This is a genomic window from Corynebacterium sp. HMSC22B11, assembly GCF_001815965.1.
Classification (GTDB): Bacteria; Actinomycetota; Actinomycetes; order Mycobacteriales; family Mycobacteriaceae; genus Corynebacterium.
Map to the genome: position 1 here is coordinate 5,168 of NZ_KV823480.1, position 20,441 is coordinate 25,608.

Consider the following 20,441-nt stretch of genomic DNA (forward strand, 5'->3'; position numbering starts at 1 on the left):
GGGGAGGGGTATTCGCGGAACAAGGTGATACATCATCGACAGGGGTGAGGTTTCGTCGCTAAGCTGGGGATCATTCTGCATTTATCAGCATCCCGGTGTTTCCGTGCCGGAGATGCGAAGAACAGCAAAGGAGCAAAAATGTCTTTCCTGCCTAGCGCAATCCTGCGTTCCGTCCCGGGCGCCTACATCGTCAACTCTGCGATCGAGAAGTTCGGCGCCGAGCCAGCCAAGTCCGCTGGCCTCCAGCAGCTCGCCGCCACTGGCGTCCCGGCTCTGAAGAAGCTGCCCAGCGATCAATTCGCCAATATCCTCGGCGGGGCAGAACTCGCGGTCGGCGGCGCCCTGCTCGCGCCCTTCGTCTCCAACAAGCTCGCCGGTGCGGCCCTGACCACCTTCGGCGCCGGGCTGCTCTCCATGTACTTCCGCAACCCCAACATGACCCACGAGGACGGCATCCGCCCCACCGAGGAGGGCCTGCAGCTTTCCTCCAACGTTTTCCTCGTCGCGATCGGCGCCGGGCTCGTCGCCATGGATGCCGCCGACGGTGCCAATAAGTTCGCCACGAAGCGGAAGATCAAGAAGGCCGAGAAGCGCGCAGCAAAGCGGGCGCTCAAGGCCGACAACTAACCCCGCGCAGGTTCTGGCGCGGCGCACTCCGGGGGAGCGCAAACGAGTAGGGGAGGCGCCACGCCAGGGGGTACAGACAATTAACGCCGGATTCACTCTGGCCTCCCTTGCAGGTCACCTCGCTTGCCTATCTTGTTCTTCGCAAGACCCACAAGAAGAAGGACAATTACGTGGCAATCAAGGGCATGAACCTGCTGTTCCAATCTCGTCGCTCGTCCCGCACCTGTACCTACAAGTGCGGTAACGCCTGCTTCGGGGAGTGCTCAAACACCTCCTCGAACCCATACTTCGGGGACATCTCCCGCCGCAGCGTGCTGCGGGGTGCTGGCCTGGCAGCGCTGACGGTCGGCGGCGGAAGCGCACTGGCGGCCTGTGCGGACGGCAGCACCGCCCAGTCCGCGGGCTCGTCGGAGGACGGCAAAGCCCCCGGCCCGCTGAAGGGCATGCAGTTCGAGCCAGTGGCTGCCAATGAGAAGGACGAGCTCGTGGTTCCCGAGGGCTACGCCTCCGGCGTCCTGATCGCCTGGGGTGACCCTATCTTCCCGGACGCCCCGAAGTTCGACCCGTACAAGCAGACCGCCAAGGCCGCGGAGCGCCAGTTCGGCTTCAACAACGACTTCGCAGGCCTGCTGGAGCACCCGAAGGACCCGAACCGCCTGCTGTACGTGTGCTCCCACGAGTACACCACCGAGCCACACATGTTCCCGCGCTACGACGCCGAGAACCCCACCGACGAGCAGATCAATATCGGCCTGGCCAACCACGGTCACACCATCCTCGAGGTCTCCAAGGTCGGCAAGACCGGCGAGCTCAAGCGTGAGTTCGGCCCGCTGAACCGCCGCATCACCGGCGAGACCATCTTCGAGATGCGCGGCGTGGCCGCCGGCCACGACCTGGTCAAGACCAAGGCCGACCCGAGCGGCAAGAAGGTCCGCGGCACCCTGAACAACTGCTCCGGCGGCATCACCCCGTGGGGCACCTTCCTCTCCGGCGAGGAGAACTTCGAGCAGTACTGGGCCAACGCCGACAAGGCCCAGGTCGAGGGCAAGGCCAAGGAAGACATCAAGCGCTTCGATGCCCCGGAGGGTGCCTCCGAGCGCAAGTGGGAGCGCCTCCACGACCGCTTCGACCTCTCCAAGGAGCCCAACGAGTTCCACCGCTTCGGCTGGATGGTGGAGGTCGACCCGACCGACCCGTACTCCACCCCGGTCAAGCACACCTCCATGGGCCGCTTCAAGCACGAGGCCGGCAACATCTACGTCACCGACGACGGCACCGTCGTCTGCTACTCCGGCGACGACGCCCGCTTCGAGTACATCTACAAGTTCGTTTCCTCCAAGAAGATCAAGGAGGGGGACATGAAGCACAACATGACCATCCTCGACGAGGGCACTCTCTACGTCGCCACCCTGAAGGGCAACTCCCCGGACAAGGAGATCACCGGCGACGGCGAGCTGCCAGAGGACGGCAAGTTCGACGGCACTGGCCAGTGGAAGAAGCTGCTGACCGTCACCGCGGACGGCGCGAAGTCCCACGTCGAGGGCTTCACCCCAGAGGAGGTCGCCGTCTACACCCGCATGGCTGCGGACAAGGTCGGTGCGACCAAGATGGACCGCCCGGAGGACTTCGAGGCCAACCCGCACACCGGCCTGGTCTACGTTGCACTGACCAATAACAAGTACCGCGGTGCGACCGGCGAGAACGCCGAGAAGAACCAGGAGGACCCGAAGGAATACGCCCCGATCCGGGAGAACAAGAACGGCCTGGTCATGGAGATCGACGACGAGCACGCGGGGGAGAAGTTCACCTGGAACCTGCTGCTGGTCTGTGGTGACCCGGAGGAGGCAGAGACCTACTTCGGCGGCTTCGATAAGTCCAAGGTTTCCCCGATCTCCTGCCCGGATAACCTGGCCTTCGACTCCCACGGTAACCTGTGGATCTCCACCGACGGCAACGCCCTGGACAGCAACGACGGCCTGTACGCGGTCGGCCTGAAGGGCGAGAACCGCGGCGAGACCCGCTGCTTCCTCACCGTTCCGGTGGCTGCGGAGACCTGTGGCCCGATCGTTACGGACGAGCGCGTCATGGTGAACGTCCAGCACCCAGGCGAGGACGACGACGCCACCTTCGAAAAGCCGGCCTCCCACTGGCCCGAGGGCGGCAACTCGGTGCCGCGCCCGGCCGTGGCTGTGGTGTGGCGCCGCGACGGTAAGAAGATCGGTATTGAGGCCTAACGGAAAGGGTCTAGCGGAAAGGCCTAGCGGGGGAGCCACAGGATAAAGCCGCGGTGCAGCGAATGGGTCTGCGCCGCGGCTTCGTGGTCAGTCGCCCACGGGGGAACGCGAGAAGCCTGGAGTGGATAGCTAGCGGGCCCACCGGCCCGGCTTGGCAATAAATACGCAGGTTGCTAAGCTTGTTGAGTCTTGTTGCGGGAAAAGTGTGCCCACAGCACACTTGACGTGCGCAGATCTGCTCACACAGTCAACAAGAGCTAGTAAGAAAACATCCACTTTGTTGTAGGCCCCCTGCCCATAGCGGCCGCGGACACATCTTGGTAGCGAGCGCCCCAAGCTATTGGGCTTGGAAGTGCGTTAGTCGCCAGCGAGTCGCGGTGCACGCGAAAAGGGTGGGAACGGGAACCGCAACGAGAAAGGTAAAGGTCACCTAAACCATGACCATGACTGACCCGATCGCGGACATGTTGTCCCGCGTGCGGAACGCTTCCAACGCGTTCCACGACAGCGTCACGATGCCTTCCTCCAAGCTCAAGGCTCACATTGCTGAGATCCTGAAGCAGGAAGGCTACATCGAAGACTTTGCCGTCAACGACCGCAAGGATGGCAAGGCAGGCAAGGAGCTTGAGATCACCCTCAAGTACGGCCCGACCCGCGAGCGCGCTCTCGCCGGTGTCCGCCGCGTCTCCAAGCCAGGCCTGCGTGTGTACACCAAGTCCACCAATCTGCCAAAGGTTCTCGGTGGCCTGGGCGTGGCGATCATCTCCACGTCCCACGGCCTGCTGACTGACCGTGAGGCCTCGAACAAGGGCGTCGGCGGCGAAGTGCTCGCCTACGTCTGGTAATAGAAGGAGGAACCAAGCATGTCTCGTATCGGCTTCGCTCCGGTGTCCGTCCCTTCTGGCGTCACCGTCACCATCAACGGTCAGAACGTTGAGGTCAAGGGCCCGAAGGGCACCCTCAACACTGACATCCCAGCGCCGATCGCAGTGGCACAGGAAGGCGACGAGATCATCGTCTCCCGCCCGGACGATCACCGCAAGAACCGCTCCCTGCACGGCCTTTCCCGCTCCCTCGTCAACAACATGGTTGTTGGCGTGACCGAGGGGTACACCACGAAGATGGAGATCTTCGGCGTTGGTTACCGTGTGCAGCTCAAGGGCAAGGACCTCGAGTTCTCCCTGGGCTACTCCCACCCAATCCTGATCAAGGCTGACGAAGGTATCACCTTCGCCGTGGACGGAAACACCAAGTTCTCCATCTCTGGCATCGACAAGCAGAAGGTCGGACAGATCGCCGCCAACATTCGTGGCCTGCGTAAGGATGACCCATACAAGGGTAAGGGCATCCGCTACGAGGGCGAGCAGGTCCGTCGCAAGGTCGGAAAGACGGGTAAGTAATGAGCAACAACGATTCCAACAAGGCTGGCAAGCGCCTTCCGCTGGGCAAGGACATCTCCACTCGCCGTCGCGTTGCGCGCTCCCGCCGTCACAACCGCATCCGCAAGACCATCCAGGGCACCCCGGAGACCCCGCGTCTCGTCGTGCACCGTTCTTCTCGCCACATGCACGCACAGATCATCGACGACACCGTCGGTCACACCCTGTGCGCTGCGTCCACCCTCGAAGCAGAGGTCCGTGGAGTCGAGGGCGACAAGAAGGCACGTGGCGCCAAGGTTGGCGAACTGATCGCACAGCGTGCGAAGGAAGCTGGCATCGAGGCAGTCGTCTTCGACCGCGCTGGCTACCAGTACCACGGCCGCGTCGCCGCTCTGGCAGACGCCGCCCGCGAAGGTGGTCTGAAGTTCTAATGACCACCAACACCATGAACTCCAACGGAAGGAACGCGTGATGTCGGAACGTGACCGTAACGGCGGACGCTCCGCCGAGAACAACCGCAACGATCGCAACCAGCGCGGCGGCCGCAACGAGCGCGGTGGCCGTAATGATCGTCGCAACAACCAGCAGGACGAGCGCAACCAGTACATCGAGCGCGTCGTCACCATCAACCGTGTGTCCAAGGTCGTCAAGGGTGGTCGTCGCTTCAGCTTCACCGCTCTGGTGATCGTGGGTGACGGCCAGGGCATGGTCGGTGTCGGATACGGCAAGGCCAAGGAAGTCCCAGCCGCTATCCAGAAGGGTGCCGAGGAAGCTCGCAAGAACTTCTTCCGCGTCCCGATGATCAACGGCACCATCACCCACCCGGTGCAGGGTGAGGCCGCAGCAGGCGTCGTCATGCTGCGTCCGGCTGCACCAGGTACCGGTGTTATCGCCGGTGGCGCAGCCCGTCCGGTGCTGGAGTGCGCTGGCGTCCAGGACATTCTCTGCAAGTCGCTCGGCTCGCCGAACGCCATCAACGTTGTTCACGCAACGGTGGCCGGCCTCAAGGAGCTCGTGCGCCCAGAAGAGGTCGCCGCACGTCGTGGCAAGAGCCTCGAAGAGGTTGCTCCGGCAGCCATGCTGCGCGCCCGTGCTGCAGGACAGGGGGCATAACCCATGGCACTGAAGATCCGTCAGATCAAGGGCACTGTTGGTAAGAAGCAGAACCAGCGTGACACGCTGCGTTCCCTCGGCCTGAAGCGCATCGGTCAGGAAGTCATCCGCGAGGACAACTCTGTCACCCGCGGCATGGTCCACACCGTTCGCCACCTGGTCGAGGTCGAAGAAGTGGCAGGGGAGTAAAAATGAGCGATCCAATCAAGCTCCACGACCTCCGTCCGGCCAAGGGTGCAAACAAGGCCAAGACCCGCGTCGGTCGTGGTGAAGCATCCAAGGGTAAGACCGCTGGTCGTGGTACGAAGGGCACCAAGGCCCGCAACAAGGTTCCTGCATACTTTGAGGGTGGCCAGATGCCACTGCAGATGCGTCTGCCGAAGCTCAAGGGATTCAAGAACAACAACAAGGTCATCTTCCAGGTCGTGAACGTCTCCGACCTCGAGAAGGCCTTCCCGAACGGCGGCGACGTCGCAGTTGCCGACCTCGTCGCAGCTGGCCTGGTCCGCGCTAAGCAGCCGGTCAAGGTCCTGGGCAACGGCGAGATCAGCGTCAAGCTGAACGTCACCGCAAACAAGTTCTCGGGCTCCGCTAAGGAGAAGATCGAGAAGGCAGGCGGCTCCGTCACGGAGGCTTAAGCCTGAATAACGCGACCTGGCGAGGGGCTTTCCCCGCCCGGTAACGCCAAAGCAAGACCCCGCAGGGTGCACCACGCACCGGCGGGGTCTTGTTGTTTCTATAATCCACGCCCTAAGCAGGCCGGAAACTTTCTAAACCAGCAGCAAAACTGTTACTCTGGTTTGGTTATCTGCCTAGGCGACCCTCATCCAGCGGCCGCCCAGGGGTGGCATAATAAGCAACCGGTAGCACGGCGAAGAAAGTCGTGTCTGCACCGGCTGCTACTTTGCTACTAAAGACTTCAATTCCATGGCGCACGCCCTGCGGCACCAGCCCCGCGAGAACTCGCGCGGCCACCACAGTGCGGGCCCACCAACACAGGAGGCCAGTTTGTCCGCCATCACCGGGGCGTTCAAAAACGTTGATCTCCGCAAGAAGATCCTTTTCACTCTTGCGATGATCATCCTGTACCGCATCGGCTCGCAGATCCCAACGCCGGGCGTCGATTACGCAAACATCACCAAGCAGATCTCGGAGCTCACCGAATCCTCCGCGGTCTACTCGCTGATCAACCTCTTCTCCGGCGGCGCGCTGCTGCAGCTGTCCATCTTCGCGATCGGCATCATGCCGTACATTACGGCGTCGATTATCGTGCAGCTGCTCACCGTGGTGATCCCGAAGTTCGAGCAGCTGAAGAAGGAGGGCCAGACCGGGCAGGCGAAGATGACGGAATACACCCGTTATCTCACCGTCGCGCTGGCCCTGCTGCAGTCCGCGGGCATCGTCGCCCTAGCGGACCGCGAGCAGCTCCTCGGCCAGGGCATCCCGGTCCTCAAGGACGACGTCGGCATCTTCGGCCTGATCGTCATGGTCCTCATCATGACCTCCGGCGCCGTTCTCGTGATGTGGCTCGGCGAGCTGATCACCGACCGCGGCGTGGGTAACGGCATGTCCCTGCTCATTATGGCGGGCATCGCGACCACCCTGCCGGGGGAGGGCGTATCCATCCTCTCCAACTCGGGTGGCTTCATCTTCGGTGCGGTGGTCTTCGGCATGCTGCTGCTCATCGTCGGCGTGGTCTTCGTCGAGCAGGGCCAGCGCCGCATCCCGGTGCAGTACGCCAAGCGCATGATCGGCCGCCGCCAGTACGGCGAGACCTCCACCTACCTGCCGCTCAAGGTCAACCAGGCCGGCGTGATCCCGGTGATCTTCGCGTCCTCCCTGCTGACCGTCCCGATCCTGATCACCCAGATCATCCAGTCCGGTGCCGCAGCCGGCGAGGACGTCGCGAACAACTGGTGGAACCGCAACGTCATGACCGTCCTGCAAAACCCGGCGGCATGGCAGTACATCCTGGTCTACCTCGCGCTGATCATCTTCTTCTCCTTCTTCTACGTCTCCGTCCAGTACGACCCGTACGACCAGGCGGATAACATGAAGAAGTACGGTGGCTTCATCCCGGGTATCCGCCCGGGCCGCCCGACCGCCGAATACCTCGGCTACGTGATGAACCGCCTTCTGGTCGTGGGCTCCCTGTACTTGGGTATCATTGCGGTGCTGCCCAACATTCTCATTAACTTGGGAGTGGACACGTCCCAGGCCTCCGGCGGCGGCATGCCGTTCGGTGGTACCGCGGTTCTGATTCTCGTGTCCGTGGCCCTGACCACGGTCAAGCAGATCGAATCGCAAATGATGCAAGCTAACTACGAAGGATTCCTCAAATGAGACTAGTTCTCCTCGGCCCTCCCGGTGCCGGCAAGGGCACCCAGGCCCAGCTGCTCTCCGACGCACTGAACATCCCGCACATCTCCACGGGCGACCTGTTCCGCGCGAACATTTCCCAGGGCACCGAGCTTGGCAAGCAGGCTCAGGAGTACATGGACGCCGGCAAGCTGGTCCCGACCGAGGTCACCGCGAACATGGTCCGCGCCCGCCTCGACGAGGGCGACGCCGCCAACGGCTTCCTGCTGGACGGCTTCCCGCGCACCATCGAGCAGGCCGACCTGCTCGAGGAGATGCTCAAGGAGAAGGACCTGAAGCTGGACGCGGTCATCAACTACCAGGTCTCCGAGGACGTCGTGGTCGAGCGCATGCTCTCCCGTGGCCGTAACGACGACAACGAGTCCACGATCCGCACCCGCCTGCAGGTCTACCGCGAGGAGACCGCACCGCTGATCGACTACTACCAGGGCCGCATCCTCAACATCGATGCCGAGGGCTCCGTGGAGGACATCTCCGAGGCCACCCTCTGCGCCCTGGATAAGTAAACGCCAGGAAGCATCACCGCCAGCACGTGCGGTGACCGCTGACGGTAGGGCCCGACGGCCCGTTTTTCCCGCCCATCTTCCGGACGTCACCGGTGGGCGGGTTTAACTTTTGGCCCACCAATGTGGGCTGCGAAAACACAAGAACAAGGAGGCTTTCGGTGGCTTTCCGAAAGAAGAGCAAGAAGATCGCGGCGAAGACACCCGCGGAACTGGACGCCATGCAGGCCGCAGGCGAGGTCGTGGGCCGTACCCTGCAGGCCGTGAAGGCCGCCGCGAAGCCCGGGGTGAGCACCCTCGACCTCGACGAGCTTGCCGAGGCTACCATCCGCGAGGCCGGCGCCACGCCAGCATTCCTCGGCTACCAGGGCTTCCCAGGTTCCATCTGCAGCTCTGTCAACGACATGGTGGTCCACGGCATCCCGGCGGCGGATGTGGTCCTCAAGGAAGGCGACCTGGTCTCCATCGACTGCGGCGCCATCCTCGACGGCTGGGTGGGGGACTCCGCCTGGACCTTTGGCATCGGCGAGATCGCCCGCGAGCACGAACTGCTCAACCAGGCCACCGAGTGGGTCCTCATGGAGGGGCTGAAGGCAATGCGCCCGGGCAACCACCTCACCGACGTCTCCCACGCCCTCGAAGTCGCGACCCGCAAGGCCGAGGAGAAGTTCGGCGTGCCGCTGCACATCATCGACGGCTACGGCGGCCACGGCATCGGCCGCAGCATGCACGAGGACCCGTACCTCGCCAACGAGGGGCGCCCGGGCCGCGGTCCGGTCATCCAGGAGGGCTCCGTTCTCGCGATCGAGCCGATGCTTTCCCTCGGCACCATCGACACCGCCGTCCTCGACGACGATTGGGGAGTGGTCACCGTCGACGGCAGCTACTCCTCCCACTGGGAGCACACCGTCGCCGCCACCGCCGGCGGCCCGCGCATCCTCACCCCGCGCCGCTAATCCACCGGGCTCCTCCGCCCTTGGCCTGCAGTTGTTAAAGCCCCAGGTCACGTGTACGATAGACCGATGGTGCAGGTGACGCACCCCAAAAACGGGGAGCCAAGAAGACCGCACCATCGTAGCGATACACGCACAAATAGCCGATGACCAGCATGTTCATCGGGGAAATGTGGAGGATATGGCCAAAGAAGGTGCCATTGAGGTCGAGGGCCGCATCATCGAGCCCCTGCCGAATGCAATGTTCCGAGTCGAGCTGGATAACGGGCACAAGGTGCTCGCACACATCTCTGGCAAGATGCGTCAGCACTACATCCGCATCCTTCCTGAGGACCGCGTTGTAGTCGAGCTTTCTCCATACGACCTCTCTCGCGGTCGTATCGTTTACCGCTACAAGTAAAAAACTCTGTCAGCCTTCGTACATCCAAATCTCACCCGCCCATGGTCACATGCGGCACGGCCGCGCAACACGTGGCCATGTGGGTGAGGTTGCCTACCTCTGGCCGCGGCGGCCGGAGCCCGCTGCTGAACCTCTTGACAACGACCCGCCCGATTGCGGGTGACGTCGTCAAAAGAAGGAAGCAGACCACCGGGATGAGTACGGAGAAAACCGCCGTAAAACCGGAAGGATAATGCCATATGGCACGCCTTGCTGGTGTAGACCTGCCACGCGAAAAGCGCATGGAGGTCGCACTGACCTACATCTTCGGAATCGGCCCAGCCCGATCCAAGGAGCTGCTGGAAAAGACCGGCATCTCCCCGGACCTGCGTTCCAAGGACCTGAGCGACGAGCAGCTCGCAGCTCTGCGTGACGTGATCGAGAACAACTGGAAGGTTGAGGGTGACCTCCGCCGCGAAATCCAGGCCGACATCCGTCGCAAGATCGAGATTGGTTCCTACCAGGGACTGCGCCACCGCCGTGGCCTGCCAGTCCGTGGCCAGCGCACCAAGACCAACGCTCGTACCCGTAAGGGCCCGAAGAAGACGATCGCAGGAAAGAAGAAGTAATGGCTGCACCGAAGAGCACCGCTACGCGCGCCCGCCGCGGCCGTCGCGTAGTCAAGAAGAACGTGACCCAGGGTCACGCATACATCAAGTCCACCTTCAACAACACCATCGTGTCCATCACGGACCCGAAGGGCCACGTCATCTCGTGGGCATCCTCCGGCCAGGTTGGCTTCAAGGGTTCCCGCAAGTCCACGCCTTTCGCCGCACAGCTGGCTGCCGAGTCCGCTGCCCGCAAGGCAATGGAGCACGGCATGAAGAAGGTCGACGTTTTCGTCAAGGGGCCGGGCTCTGGTCGCGAGACCGCAATCCGCTCCCTGTCCACCGCTGGGCTTGAGGTCGGCACCATCGCCGACGTCACCCCACAGCCGCACAACGGCTGCCGCCCACCGAAGCGTCGTCGCGTCTAAGAAAAGAAAGGTTAAGGGATAAACAATGGCTCGTTATACCGGCCCAGTTACCCGTAAGTCCCGTCGCCTCCGCGTCGACCTCGTCGGTGGCGACCGTTCCTTCGAGCGCCGCCCGTACCCACCGGGTCAGGCTGGCCGCGCTCGCATCAAGGAGTCGGAGTACCTGATCCAGCTGCAGGAGAAGCAGAAGGCTCGCTTCACCTACGGCGTCATGGAGAAGCAGTTCCGCCGTTACTACGCAGAGGCCAACGCAATGCCGGGCAAGACCGGTGACAACCTGGTCATCCTGCTGGAGGCTCGCCTCGACAACGTGATCTACCGCGCTGGTCTGGCACGCACCCGCCGCCAGGCACGTCAGCTGGTCTCCCACGGTCACTTCACCGTGAACGGCAAGAAGATCAACGTTCCGTCCTTCCGCGTCTCCCAGTACGACATCATCGATGTCCGCGATCGTTCCCGCTCCATGCTGTGGTTCGACGAGGCACAGGACAACCTGGTCGACGCCAACGTTCCGGCGTGGCTGCAGGTCGTTCCGTCCACCCTGCGCATCCTCGTGCACCAGCTGCCCGAGCGCGCTCAGATCGACATCCCGCTGCAGGAGCAGCTCATCGTCGAGTACTACTCCAAGTAGTCCACGACAACGATCTGAAAAACAGACATTTACTCCCCGCCGTCTACCACCACGGTGCACGGCAATCCTGCTACCGGCGTCAAATAGCGGTCGCCGACAAGGAGAAGTAACACATGCTGATTTCCCAGCGTCCAGAGCTGTCCGAGGAGTTCATCGACGACTCCCGCTCCCGGTTCGTCATCGAGCCGCTTGAGCCGGGCTTCGGCTACACCCTCGGCAACTCCCTGCGCCGCACCCTGCTGTCCTCCATCCCAGGTGCAGCCGTGACCTCCCTGCGGATCGATGGTGTGCTCCACGAGTTCACCACCGTCCCGGGCGTGAAGGAGGATGTCTCCGACATCATCCTGAACATCAAGTCCCTCGTCCTGTCGAGCGACTTCGATGAGCCGGTCACCATGTACCTGCGCAAGGAAGGCCCAGGAGCGGTCACCGGCGCAGACATCGAGACCCCAGCAGGCGTGGAGGTCCACAATAAGGACCTGCACATCGCCACCCTCAACGAGCAGGGCAAGCTGGATATCGAGCTGGTCGTTGAGCGCGGCCGTGGCTACGTCCCGGCTGCTACCTCCACCGACGAGATCGGTCGCATCCCTGTCGACCAGATCTACTCCCCGGTCCTGAAGGTCAGCTACAAGGTCGAGGCAACCCGTGTCGAGCAGCGCACGGACTTCGACAAGCTGATCCTCGACGTGGAGACCAAGAGCTCCATGTCCGCGCGCGACGCCATGGCGTCCGCCGGCAAGACCCTGGTCGAGCTCTTTGGCCTGGCACAGGAGCTCAACATCGAGGCGGAGGGCATCGAAATCGGCCCGTCCCCCCAGGAATCCGAGCACATCGCCGCATACAACATGCCGATCGAGGACCTGGACTTCTCCGTGCGCAGCTACAACTGCCTGAAGCGGGAAGAGATCCACACCGTTGGTGAGCTGGCTGCTCGCACCGAGTCCGATCTGCTGGACATCCGGAACTTCGGCCAGAAGTCCATCAACGAGGTCAAGGTCAAGCTGGCTGGCTTGGGCCTGGCACTCAAGGACTCCCCAGAAGGTTTCGACCTCTCCGACATCGAAGGCTACGACGCCGAGACCGGTGAGTGGGTCGAGACCGAGGGCGAAGACATCGCGGAGTAAATCGCACTTAAGCGCTCAAAGCTTTTAACCCACTCGAGGAGAAGACATGCCAACCCCTAAGAAGGGCGCCCGTCTGGGCGGATCTGCTTCCCACCAGAAGAAGATCCTGTCCAATCTCGCAGCCCAGCTGTTCGAGAACGGCGCAATCAAGACCACGGACGCCAAGGCGAAGCTCCTGCGTCCCTACGCTGAGAAGATCATCACCAAGGCCAAGAACGGCACCTTGGCTGATCGTCGCAACGTGCTGAAGCTCATCCCGAACAAGGACGTCGTGTCCCACCTGTTCACCGAGCTGGCCCCGAAGTTCGAAGGCCGTGAGGGCGGTTACACCCGCATCATCAAGCTGGAGAACCGTAAGGGCGACAACGCTCCGATGTCCCAGATCTCCCTGGTGACCGAGAAGCTGGCTTCCAAGGAGGCAGAGCGTGCAACCCGCGCCGCTGCATCCAAGAAGGCTGCCGAGGAGAAGGCTGCCGAGGCAGCTGAGGAGAAGGACGAGGCCGCAGAGGAGAAGTAATTCTCCGCTGAGGTGATCCTTCGATCTCTTCAACCGGCGGGCACTGTAGGGTCTGCCGGGAGCCGGGTACTACGCACGAGCGTGGTGCCCGGCTTTTGCTATTGCTAGGGCACGCGGCTGGGCTGGCAGGGGTTTCGGTGGCCGTGGCCTGGCTGGGGTGATGCGGGCCTGGCTGGGCTGGAGGGGTTTCGGGGGCACGGGTGGTGCCGGGTAGATTTGGGGACATGAGTTCAACGGAATCTGGGGCAGCGGGGGGCGCGACAACCGGGATCGGGACGGCGCTGACGGGGGCGGACAGCGACGTCGCCGTTAAGGGCGCGGTGGGCGACGTCGTCGGGGACGCCGCTGGTGGGGACGGTGCCGGGGAGACCGTGCGCGTGCGGATGGACGTCTCCTACGACGGGACGGACTTCCACGGCTGGGCCGCGCAGAAGGGCGGCTTGCGGACCGTGCAGGGCGTGCTGGAGGAGAAGCTAACCCTGGTGTGCCGCACGCCCGTGGAGCTGACTGTGGCGGGGCGGACGGACGCGGGCGTGCACGCCGATGGACAGGTCTGCCACGCGGATATCCCGGCGGAGGCGTTCACGCAGCGGAGCCTGGCTAGGCCCGAGGACCTGGTGCGCCGGCTTTCCCGGATGCTTCCGGAGGATATTCGCTTGAACGCGGCAGTGGCTGCCCCGGAGGGCTTCGACGCCCGATTCTCCGCTTTGCGGCGCCACTACGTGTACCGGGTGTGCACGGCCCCGGGTGGGTCGCTGCCACGGCGGGTGCGGGATACCGCGCGGTGGCGCCGGCCGGTTGATCTGGAGAAGGTGCAGATCGCGGCGGATGCGCTGGTGGGGCTGAATAACTTCGCTGCTTACTGCAAGGCGCGCGAGGGGGCGACGACGATCCGGGAACTGCAGGAGTTCACCTGGAAGGATGTGTCCACGCCCGCCGAGCCGCAGACCTATGAGGCGCACGTGGTGGCGGATGCGTTTTGCTGGTCGATGGTGCGTTCCATCGTGGGGGCGTGCCTGACGGTGGGGGAGGGCAAGCGCCCGGAGGGTTTCACGGCCGAGCTGCTGGAGCTGGATGAGCGCAGCTCGCAGGTGCCTGTCGCACCGGCGGAGGGGCTGAATCTCGTGGGTGTTGATTACCCGGACGCCTCTGAGTTGGCGGCGCGTGCTGCGGAGACCCGGGCGGTGCGGGAGCTGTAGGGGGCTTTGGGGGTGGGTAGGATCCGGGCTGTGGATGAGTTTGACGGCGGCTGTGCCTGGGTGGCTTTCTGCCTATCTTTTTCGCCCAAATGAGGGCATACTGGCGGTGAAGGCTATCGGTATTGAAGGGAGGGCATGATGTCTGCACCACTGTTGGAACCACTCTCCAAGGTCGCTGCTGAGAAGGAGCTAGCTGAACTGGAGCGTTCTGTGGGCGGAGACCTCGTAGAGTTCGAAAGCCGTGCCTATAGCTACAACCTGACCCCGCGAGAGTTCGCGAAGTGGGAGCGTATCACCGAGCTGCGGTGGCTACTGGGTCTGGAGTAGCGCACGCGAAAAAGACGAAGCAGGGGTTGCTTCGAGAGAGGGGGAAACAATCGAAAAGCTCGACGCTCTGGTGCATGAGTTTGTTGACGACCTGCGGGCTTCTGTCAGAGCCTTCACGGGTCGAGACTTCAAGTTTTCGACCAAGGTAATGGAGCCAGGCGCCGTCTCCATTCGGCTGGCACAACACGACGAGGAAGCAGGGATTATTCCGCTCCGCTTGAATGAGCACGCGATTCTGGGGCTGAGGATCGAGTTCAGATGCTCGTGGGACTCAACTAAGTCTTTCTTGGCGGTTGAGCGATCGTCGTTTGCTGTTTATCCCCGAGATAAAGCAAATGGTGAGCCCCTATTTCGAGTCGAATACGACCGACGGAAGTCGAGCTACCCCAGTTCTCATATCCATGTTCATGCCCATCGGGATGAGATGACTCATCTTCTAGGACTGCATAGGAAGCTCAACCCCAGTAACGACAAAAAGGTTAGAAACTTCATCTCGACGTATCCCGCTTTGTCTAGGTTTCACTTTCCTACGGGTGGACACAGGTTCCGCCCATGCCTGGAAGACGTATTGGAAGCCCTCAGACAAGAATTCAAGCTGAAAGTTCCGAGGAAAAAAGACTGGGAAGATCGGCTGGCTGAAGCGCGACTGAAGTGGCGGAAGACCCAGACAGCTGCGGCTGTGAGGGACTGTCCCGACGTTGCTCTTCGAGTTTTGGTGGATGAGCTCGGTATGCCTAGCCCCGTGGGCTGGGAGTGCCCTCCGGGCAATGAATCCAAGATTGTTCGTGGTTAGCGGATTGCTTTTGCTGATAGCGGTATAGCGCGGCGCGTTTTCCAGAGTCGCTAGTGGGAGGCTTCCGCGTGCTCGAGCGCGTTGGTGCTTGGCAGGTGCATCGGATCGAAGCGGACCTCGCGCCCGCGGTGGCTCACGGTGCCCCGGGAATCAATCACTAGATCCGCGATGATGCCGTGGCGAGTGGCCTCCTCGGTGGAGGAAGCCAACACCACCCGGCAGACTGTCGGCGACCACGCCTCGCGCCAGCGGGCCCCGAGATCACGGGGCTCCTTAGCCGGTGTCGAAGCCCCGGCGAAGGACTGCGTGTTCGCGGTCTTTGTATCGCCCTTCGGAAGGGGGAGGGTTTCCGCGCGGAGAACCTGCACCCAGGGCAGGTCTGCGGGCAGGCGTTCCAGCAGGCGCTCAGCGGAGCCAGCCCCGTGCAGCAGCACGGTGGATCCCGGCACGAGCTGCACCTGCACCGGATTGCCCGCAGAACTCAGCCCCAGCAGCCAGCCGGGCGCAGGCAGCGCCCGGAACGTCGGCCCCGGGTCAGTGAACTCCCGCTGCGCACCGTCCTCTGGTCCTGTGGCGGTGGATAGGACGGCACCATCTACCGGCCAGGCCACCACCCCGGAGCCGGCAGCTGCGAAGGGCACGCGCCCGCTGTAAGGTGCCGGGATCGAGGCGAAGGTCGCGCCCACGTTCCCCGTGAGCAGGGCGGGCAGTTCCCCGCCGAGATCCTGCTGGTGTACCAGCAGCGGCGAGGCAGCCACCGCGCTGGCGCTCGTGCTGACGTCCCCAATGGAAGAAGACGGAGCGTGAGAAACGGTGCTGGAGTGGACGGCGTCGACGTCCTCCCCCGACACCTCGGGGCCGGATGTGCCCATGCCAGCGACCAGGCGCGCAACACCCACGGTGACCGGCTCCGGGGCGTCGAAAAAGTCGTGCGGAGCAGGCGCGATCCGCCACACCTGCCGCTCCTGATCCTCCGGGCGGACCCGGGCGCTCCACAGCCACCAACCACCCGCGGCAGCCAACGCGGCAACGATCCCGATGAGCAAAACATGCACTAAAGCCACGCGAATTCCCCCTGCGTATCCCCCGGGATGCCCCACATCCCTTGTTGATTCTCCCGAATTCTGTCACAGCGCACCCACGCGCGCATTAGATTGAAGAAATCGCCCTCGGGGGAGGGCAGCAGTGCGGCCATTGCGGAAGGAACGCAGGCCACGCACGTGAGAAACAACGCACAGAATTCAGGGGGAAATCGTGCGCACCACAAGTCTGCAAGTATCGGGCTACCGTTTTCTTCTCCGGCGGCTGGAGCTCGCGCTGGTCATCGGCGATCCGCGCATGGCCCACGACCCGCTACGCGCCCAACGCCGCAGTATCGGGGTCGGGTTTCTCGTGAGCGCGCTGATCGCGGGTGGTGCGGTGATGCTTTCGCTGTTGCGGCCGGCCCCCTCCATTGACGACGCCGCCCTCGTCGCCGACGAGCAGGGCAGCCTGCATGTCCGCCTGGAGGACGGTTTCCACCCGGTGAGCAACGTGGCGAGCGCCCGGTTGATGCTGCGCCAGCCGGTGGAGGTGAAGAACTCCACCGCCGCGCTGATCCAGGAAGGCAATGGGGGAGCGCCGATGGGGCCAGCGGTGGGCATTGGGCACGTGCCGGGGCTGAACCCCGCGCCGGTGCAGCAGTGGCTGGTGTGCGATACCTCGGAGGCCGCGGGGAAGCCGGATACGCTGCAGGTGAGGGCCGTTGAGGAAGTGGAGAGCTACCAGCGGGGCGTGGTGCGCTCCGGCAAGGCGGTGTGGCTGATCGACGGGACCAAGCGCAGCCTCGCTGAAGGTGGGGCCGCGCGTGCCCTCGGGGCGGTGGAGATTTCGATGGCCCCGGAGCTGCTCAATCGCTTTGACGAGCAGGGCGATAGCTTGATCCCGCGGGGGCTCTCCGGGTTGAAGAAGCCCTTCCACCGGGCGGGGACGGTAGCGCACGCCGGTGACCGGGCATTCCTGGTTGGCCGTGGCGGGGTGTCGGAAGTGACCGGCCCGCGCCGGGAGTACGTGGAGGCCCTCGCACCGGGTGGGAGCTTTGATGCGGAGCTGGGGGCGGTCATGGCGCAGCCGATGATTGACCTGCTGCCAAACGTTCCCGACCGGGAGGCCTCTTGGGCGCACCCGGAGCAATCCTGCCTGGGGGAGAAGGGCTTGGCGGAGCCGGCGGGTGACGGTGATGGGGACGGCGACGGTAAGCGCACCGGTGCCGGTGATGGGGCCGCTGGCGGGGAGGCTGGCGGGGAGGCTGACGGTTCTGCTGGCGGGGCTGGGACCGAAAGCAAGGACGACGCCGCGGGGCAGGACCCCCGGGCGGCTTACGCCGGACCTGCGGGCACGAGCGCGTTGCTCACCGAGCGTGGCTTCTTCTTGGTCGACGCCACCGGCACCCGCTTCACGGTGGGTAAGGCCGAGGACCTCACGGCTCTCGGCTTCACCGAGCACACTCAGGTGCCCTGGCGGGTGATCTCCGGGCTGCCGGAGGGTGGGGTGCTCTCCGAAGCGAATGCCCGGGCAACGAGCACAAGCACTAAGGCCACCGCCAACACCGCAGAGAGCGCCAACGGCACCCGGTAGTCCGTCACCTGCTCGGCGACGGGCGCGGCGGTGACCGCCACCGGGACGTCGGCCACGGCATCGCCGGGCGCATCGAAGGCGCCGGAGGTGGCCGCGTCGTGGGCCCCGGCTTCGTTGCCGGGGTTTTTATCGTGGGGGCCGCCGGGCAGGCCCGCCTTGGCGCGTTCCACGGCACCGTCCCCACGGTGATCCTGGCCCGCCGCGTCCGCCATATGGTTCCGTTGCTGGTCGCGAGCCAGGCTCAGGGCGGCCGAAGGATCCACGACCCTCGCGGTCTGCAACCCCTCCACACCGTCGATGGCGCCACCTGGTTGCGCGGTCTCCCGCAGCAGGCCTGTCACCTCTGCGGCCGTGAGCTCCGGGCGGAGCTGCCAGACCATCGCAGCCACCCCACTGACCACGGGGGCGGCGAAACTCGTGCCGATGAAAGGCTCCGGCGAGCCCACCACCGGCGGGCCATCGCCCACCTGCGCGACCACCGGGCCACCCGGCGCGTAGATGTCCGCGGGAACTCCGGCCAGCCCATAGGCGGCAGGCACCCGGCCGCTGTTGAGGACGGCCGGGGCGGGCTGGTCGCCCGGAGAACCCCCGCCCGTGGCGGCGCGTCCTGCACCAGCTCCGGCGGTGCTCGTCGCCGCGGAGCCTCCGGCAGATCCCGCACCACCGCCCATGACGGTGCCGCTTTCCACAGCCCCGACGGACAGCACCCCTGGCAGGGAGGCCGGGAACGTCGCGGCCCCGGCGTCGCACTGCCCCATATTTCCGATGGGAGCGACCACCAGTGTGTTGTCGGCGACGAGCTCGCGCACCGCCTTCTCCAGCGCCGGGGCGGGTTCGCAGGTGACCATCGAGACGTTGACGATCTTGTGCTTGGCCTTGACCTTCCGCGCCTGGTCGAGGGCCGTGACCAGCTCCTCGACGGTGCCCTCCACCGCGTCGGGCCTAGAGGCGTGTCGGAGGCTGTGGATGTGCGCGCCGGGCGCGGCCTGCGCGGCGGTCGTGGCCACCGCGGTGCCATGCAGAATGCACGAATCCCGTTCCCCGGTCGCCCCCGGCAGGGCCACACCGGTGTCCACCACGATGATGGTGCTGCCATGGCCAGTGGCCAGGTCGTGTGGATATGCCGGTGCTGGTAGGTGGAGGTCCGGGTCGCGTGCCTGTTCCTGGCAGTTGAGGTTGATGTTCCCGCGTGCGGGAGCTGCTGGTGGGGGAGTCATCCGAGCCCCCTGATCAGCTCAAACACGCCTGCGCCATGCAGTGTCAGCGGGACTGCGGCGCAGAAGGCCACGGCCTCCAGGGCGTCGACGACCCGGCCCACCCGGGGCGAGGAGATCTGCACCAGAGGTAAGACCACCAGCACCAACGCCAGCACACCCCACGGCACCTGATGGCCCAGCCACACGATCGAACAACCCGCCATCACGGCCAGCGCATTGGCGTGGAAGGGGCGCGTACCGCGGGCAGATAACGCGGCCACGACCAGCGCGACCACCAGTAGCACCGTCCACACTGACGGGGTGGGCCCACCCCACGGCACCAGCTGAACCACGGAGGCGAATAACCACGCACAGGCCGCCGCCACCAGAGCGGAGTGCACCTGCACTACCGGGCCGGCCTCGTTGGCCACCGGATCGCGGAACACACCCGCGGCCGGTACGCGCGGGACCACGACCTTCGCAATCGCCAGCGCCAACTGGCCGGAGTAGATCAGCAGCACCACCGCGGCCAGCGCAGTGATTGGCGGCCAGAAATTGATGGCCGCCAACACCGCAGCCGCGATCGTTCCCACTCGCACCGGCCCCGGCCGCCACACCAACAGCGCGGCAACCACGCAGCCCACCAGCACGTTCACGTTCAACCCGACGGCAAAACCCAGGGCCGCTGCCACCGGGACAAACCGCCGATCAAACAAGCTCAGTGCGGCCACTGCCACCGCAGCGAAGGTGCTGAAGACCAGCGGCAACAACACTGCGAGGTCGACCCCACCGCCCGCGGCGGCGTCCTGAAAACCAAAATGAGCGGCACCGTGGAAATCCAACGGATGCCACAACGGGGTCGCGCGGAAGGCGAGCAACACCACGGCAGCAGCGATGATCCACGCGGCGTAATTGGTGCCGACGTCCCCGGAAAGCTCATCCGCCGCCTCCAATGGCGGGGCGGGCGGCTCGGCGGGCTTGCGACAGTGCAAAGCCAAGGCCTCGCCCGCGTGGATGCCGGCCTCCGCGAGCGACTGCTCCGGCGCAACCACCCCCACTGCCCGGCGCAGCTCCCACAGCTGCCCCGGCTCCGGGTCCACGAGATGCGGAATGAGCTCCGCGACCGGCACGTGATCCGCCACCGCGGCGTTAATCACCTTGCCCGTGCTGGGCACCGAAATGCTGATGGCAATCAAAATATCCCCCTCAAATTTTCCCCCAATTTTTCGCCCCGACCCGAATACCCCAGCCAGGACTGAACAGAACAATAGCGGGTGGGGCGGACACGGGGGTGGCAAATTGGGGGATTTCGCCACGAGATGTCTTCACCGGGGTCTATGTTTAGGCGCACACGGCCATTGAGCTGCCCTGTCCGGCGCATTCCCGCTGGGCACACGGGGTGGCGATAGTGTCAGCAACCTGCGGGGGCAGG

Annotated in this window: 22 protein-coding genes and 1 pseudogene; 20 read left to right on the top strand and 3 right to left on the bottom strand. The window is 64.3% G+C overall.

The genetic code is table 11. From position 1 onward, the window contains the following. The first annotated feature begins 138 nt into the window (after positions 1–138). From HMPREF3088_RS02675 to HMPREF3088_RS02765, 19 genes are all read left to right on the top strand, one after another. On the top strand, positions 139–627 hold the full coding sequence (locus HMPREF3088_RS02675) for a hypothetical protein (RefSeq protein WP_070758301.1): 489 nt from the start codon (positions 139–141) through the stop codon (positions 625–627). A 170-nt stretch (positions 628–797) separates the two neighbouring features. Further along, positions 798–2,861, top strand: a complete 2,064-nt coding sequence (locus HMPREF3088_RS02680) for a PhoX family protein (RefSeq protein WP_070758403.1) — start codon at positions 798–800, stop codon at positions 2,859–2,861. A gap of 437 nt (positions 2,862–3,298) precedes the next feature. Further along, positions 3,299–3,706, top strand: coding sequence for a 30S ribosomal protein S8 (rpsH, locus tag HMPREF3088_RS02685; protein WP_012359601.1), 408 nt, complete (start codon positions 3,299–3,301; stop codon positions 3,704–3,706). 18 nt (positions 3,707–3,724) lie between these two features. Next, a complete protein-coding gene (rplF, locus tag HMPREF3088_RS02690; RefSeq protein ID WP_070758302.1) occupies positions 3,725–4,261 on the top strand; it encodes a 50S ribosomal protein L6 in 537 nt (178 codons plus the stop codon). Next, the gene (rplR, locus tag HMPREF3088_RS02695; protein ID WP_012359603.1) at positions 4,261–4,671 is read left to right on the top strand and encodes a 50S ribosomal protein L18; all 411 of its coding nucleotides are present in this window, start codon (positions 4,261–4,263) and stop codon (positions 4,669–4,671) included. Before rplF ends, rplR begins: the two co-directional genes overlap by 1 nt. Positions 4,672–4,711: 40 nt before the next feature. After that, complete coding sequence (gene rpsE, locus HMPREF3088_RS02700; RefSeq protein WP_070644713.1) at positions 4,712–5,353, top strand: 30S ribosomal protein S5; 642 nt, start codon at positions 4,712–4,714, stop codon at positions 5,351–5,353. Positions 5,354–5,356: 3 nt separating this feature from the next. Then, the gene (gene rpmD / locus HMPREF3088_RS02705; protein WP_070644714.1) at positions 5,357–5,542 is read left to right on the top strand and encodes a 50S ribosomal protein L30; all 186 of its coding nucleotides are present in this window, start codon (positions 5,357–5,359) and stop codon (positions 5,540–5,542) included. 2 nt (positions 5,543–5,544) lie between these two features. Next, positions 5,545–5,991: a 50S ribosomal protein L15 gene (rplO, locus tag HMPREF3088_RS02710; RefSeq protein ID WP_070644715.1), complete on the top strand. Its 447-nt coding sequence runs from the start codon at positions 5,545–5,547 to the stop codon at positions 5,989–5,991. Between the two features lie 370 nt (positions 5,992–6,361). Further along, positions 6,362–7,696 (top strand): preprotein translocase subunit SecY, encoded by a 1,335-nt coding sequence (gene secY, locus HMPREF3088_RS02715; RefSeq protein ID WP_070758303.1) that lies wholly within the window; start codon positions 6,362–6,364, stop codon positions 7,694–7,696. Then, complete coding sequence (locus HMPREF3088_RS02720; protein WP_070758304.1) at positions 7,693–8,238, top strand: adenylate kinase; 546 nt, start codon at positions 7,693–7,695, stop codon at positions 8,236–8,238. Before secY ends, HMPREF3088_RS02720 begins: the two co-directional genes overlap by 4 nt. Positions 8,239–8,396: 158 nt before the next feature. Then, positions 8,397–9,191, top strand: coding sequence for a type I methionyl aminopeptidase (gene map, locus HMPREF3088_RS02725; RefSeq protein ID WP_070758305.1), 795 nt, complete (start codon positions 8,397–8,399; stop codon positions 9,189–9,191). Positions 9,192–9,369: 178 nt separating this feature from the next. Further along, entirely contained in the window at positions 9,370–9,588 is a 219-nt protein-coding gene (gene infA, locus HMPREF3088_RS02730; protein WP_012359610.1) for a translation initiation factor IF-1, read from the top strand. Positions 9,589–9,827: 239 nt separating this feature from the next. Then, positions 9,828–10,196 (top strand): 30S ribosomal protein S13, encoded by a 369-nt coding sequence (rpsM, locus tag HMPREF3088_RS02735; RefSeq protein WP_012359611.1) that lies wholly within the window; start codon positions 9,828–9,830, stop codon positions 10,194–10,196. After that, complete coding sequence (gene rpsK, locus HMPREF3088_RS02740) at positions 10,196–10,603, top strand: 30S ribosomal protein S11 (RefSeq protein WP_012359612.1); 408 nt, start codon at positions 10,196–10,198, stop codon at positions 10,601–10,603. Before rpsM ends, rpsK begins: the two co-directional genes overlap by 1 nt. Before the next feature lie 25 nt (positions 10,604–10,628). Continuing rightward, positions 10,629–11,234: a 30S ribosomal protein S4 gene (gene rpsD / locus HMPREF3088_RS02745; protein WP_012359613.1), complete on the top strand. Its 606-nt coding sequence runs from the start codon at positions 10,629–10,631 to the stop codon at positions 11,232–11,234. A gap of 113 nt (positions 11,235–11,347) precedes the next feature. Beyond that, positions 11,348–12,361 (top strand): DNA-directed RNA polymerase subunit alpha, encoded by a 1,014-nt coding sequence (locus HMPREF3088_RS02750; protein WP_070758306.1) that lies wholly within the window; start codon positions 11,348–11,350, stop codon positions 12,359–12,361. 46 nt (positions 12,362–12,407) lie between these two features. Continuing rightward, complete coding sequence (gene rplQ / locus HMPREF3088_RS02755; RefSeq protein ID WP_070758307.1) at positions 12,408–12,878, top strand: 50S ribosomal protein L17; 471 nt, start codon at positions 12,408–12,410, stop codon at positions 12,876–12,878. Positions 12,879–13,102: 224 nt separating this feature from the next. Then, entirely contained in the window at positions 13,103–14,077 is a 975-nt protein-coding gene (gene truA / locus HMPREF3088_RS02760; RefSeq protein WP_070758308.1) for a tRNA pseudouridine(38-40) synthase TruA, read from the top strand. A gap of 135 nt (positions 14,078–14,212) precedes the next feature. After that, positions 14,213–14,404 carry a hypothetical protein gene (locus tag HMPREF3088_RS02765; RefSeq protein ID WP_246818011.1) on the top strand — a complete coding sequence of 64 codons (192 nt, stop codon included), beginning with the start codon at positions 14,213–14,215 and terminating at the stop codon, positions 14,402–14,404. Between the two features lie 843 nt (positions 14,405–15,247). Here the strand turns inward: HMPREF3088_RS02765 and HMPREF3088_RS02770 are convergent. After that, positions 15,248–16,261: a hypothetical protein gene (locus HMPREF3088_RS02770; RefSeq protein ID WP_070758309.1), complete on the bottom strand. Its 1,014-nt coding sequence runs from the start codon at positions 16,259–16,261 to the stop codon at positions 15,248–15,250. A gap of 190 nt (positions 16,262–16,451) precedes the next feature. On the opposite strand from HMPREF3088_RS02770, the gene eccB reads away from it, so the two are divergent. Beyond that, on the top strand, positions 16,452–17,813 hold the full coding sequence (eccB, locus tag HMPREF3088_RS02775) for a type VII secretion protein EccB (protein ID WP_070758311.1): 1,362 nt from the start codon (positions 16,452–16,454) through the stop codon (positions 17,811–17,813). Positions 17,814–18,130: 317 nt separating this feature from the next. Here the strand turns inward: eccB and HMPREF3088_RS10635 are convergent. Then, positions 18,131–19,030, bottom strand: a pseudogene (locus HMPREF3088_RS10635) (S8/S53 family peptidase); the annotation flags it as partial. Continuing rightward, entirely contained in the window at positions 19,027–20,205 is a 1,179-nt protein-coding gene (locus tag HMPREF3088_RS02785) for an EsaB/YukD family protein (RefSeq protein WP_070758315.1), read from the bottom strand. The gene HMPREF3088_RS02785 and the pseudogene HMPREF3088_RS10635, both read right to left, overlap by 4 nt. Between the last annotated feature and the right edge of the window lie 236 nt (positions 20,206–20,441).

Bases quoted from the DNA above. Each gene is read 5' to 3' on its own strand.
- truA (WP_070758308.1), top strand. From the start codon at position 13,103: ATGAGTTCAACGGAATCTGGGGCAGCGGGGGGCGCGACAACCGGGATC.
- rpsD (WP_012359613.1), top strand. From the start codon at position 10,629: ATGGCTCGTTATACCGGCCCAGTTACCCGTAAGTCCCGTCGCCTCCGC.
- HMPREF3088_RS02765 (WP_246818011.1), top strand. From the start codon at position 14,213: ATGATGTCTGCACCACTGTTGGAACCACTCTCCAAGGTCGCTGCTGAG.
- HMPREF3088_RS02675 (WP_070758301.1), top strand. From the start codon at position 139: ATGTCTTTCCTGCCTAGCGCAATCCTGCGTTCCGTCCCGGGCGCCTAC.
- rpsH (WP_012359601.1), top strand. From the start codon at position 3,299: ATGACCATGACTGACCCGATCGCGGACATGTTGTCCCGCGTGCGGAAC.
- rplO (WP_070644715.1), top strand. From the start codon at position 5,545: ATGAGCGATCCAATCAAGCTCCACGACCTCCGTCCGGCCAAGGGTGCA.
- rpsM (WP_012359611.1), top strand. From the start codon at position 9,828: ATGGCACGCCTTGCTGGTGTAGACCTGCCACGCGAAAAGCGCATGGAG.
- rpsK (WP_012359612.1), top strand. From the start codon at position 10,196: ATGGCTGCACCGAAGAGCACCGCTACGCGCGCCCGCCGCGGCCGTCGC.
- HMPREF3088_RS02750 (WP_070758306.1), top strand. From the start codon at position 11,348: ATGCTGATTTCCCAGCGTCCAGAGCTGTCCGAGGAGTTCATCGACGAC.
- rpmD (WP_070644714.1), top strand. From the start codon at position 5,357: ATGGCACTGAAGATCCGTCAGATCAAGGGCACTGTTGGTAAGAAGCAG.
- rplR (WP_012359603.1), top strand. From the start codon at position 4,261: ATGAGCAACAACGATTCCAACAAGGCTGGCAAGCGCCTTCCGCTGGGC.
- rpsE (WP_070644713.1), top strand. From the start codon at position 4,712: ATGTCGGAACGTGACCGTAACGGCGGACGCTCCGCCGAGAACAACCGC.
- rplQ (WP_070758307.1), top strand. From the start codon at position 12,408: ATGCCAACCCCTAAGAAGGGCGCCCGTCTGGGCGGATCTGCTTCCCAC.
- infA (WP_012359610.1), top strand. From the start codon at position 9,370: ATGGCCAAAGAAGGTGCCATTGAGGTCGAGGGCCGCATCATCGAGCCC.
- rplF (WP_070758302.1), top strand. From the start codon at position 3,725: ATGTCTCGTATCGGCTTCGCTCCGGTGTCCGTCCCTTCTGGCGTCACC.
- HMPREF3088_RS02720 (WP_070758304.1), top strand. From the start codon at position 7,693: ATGAGACTAGTTCTCCTCGGCCCTCCCGGTGCCGGCAAGGGCACCCAG.